Origin of the sequence: Actinoplanes awajinensis subsp. mycoplanecinus (genome assembly GCF_001509495.1) — a bacterium.
Taxonomy (GTDB): domain Bacteria; phylum Actinomycetota; class Actinomycetes; order Mycobacteriales; family Micromonosporaceae; genus Actinoplanes; species Actinoplanes palleronii.
Genome location: NZ_LLZH01000193.1, coordinates 1 through 327, shown reverse-complemented (window position 1 = coordinate 327; position 327 = coordinate 1). Strand labels below are relative to the sequence as shown.

The following is a 327-nucleotide window of genomic DNA, read 5'->3' as shown; positions in this document are numbered from 1 at the left end:
CTCGCAGGTGAGATTACGCTATGACGCGCCGGTGACGGCCGTGACGTTCAAGGATCCGAATCTCGTGTCGTGTGCCGGTCTCGTGCCGGTGATGCGGCTGGCCGAGCAGGCCGGCTTGCTCGATGCCGTCGCCGACCGGGTGAGTCTGCCGACGGACAAGGGCACGAACCCGGCAGGGAAGGTCGCCACGATCGTCGCGGGGATGCTCGCCGGGGCGGACAGCATTGACGACCTCGACATCGCCCGGCACGGCGGCATGAAGTCGCTGTTCAGCAGCGTGTACGCGCCGTCGACACTCGGATCGTTCCTGCGCACGTTCACCCACGG

General features: G+C 67.3%; 1 pseudogene. It reads left to right on the top strand.

Features of this window, described 5'->3' with window-relative positions:
• Nucleotides 1-7: 7 nt before the first annotated feature.
• Nucleotides 8-327, top strand: a pseudogene (locus ADL15_RS21125) (IS1380 family transposase); the annotation flags it as partial.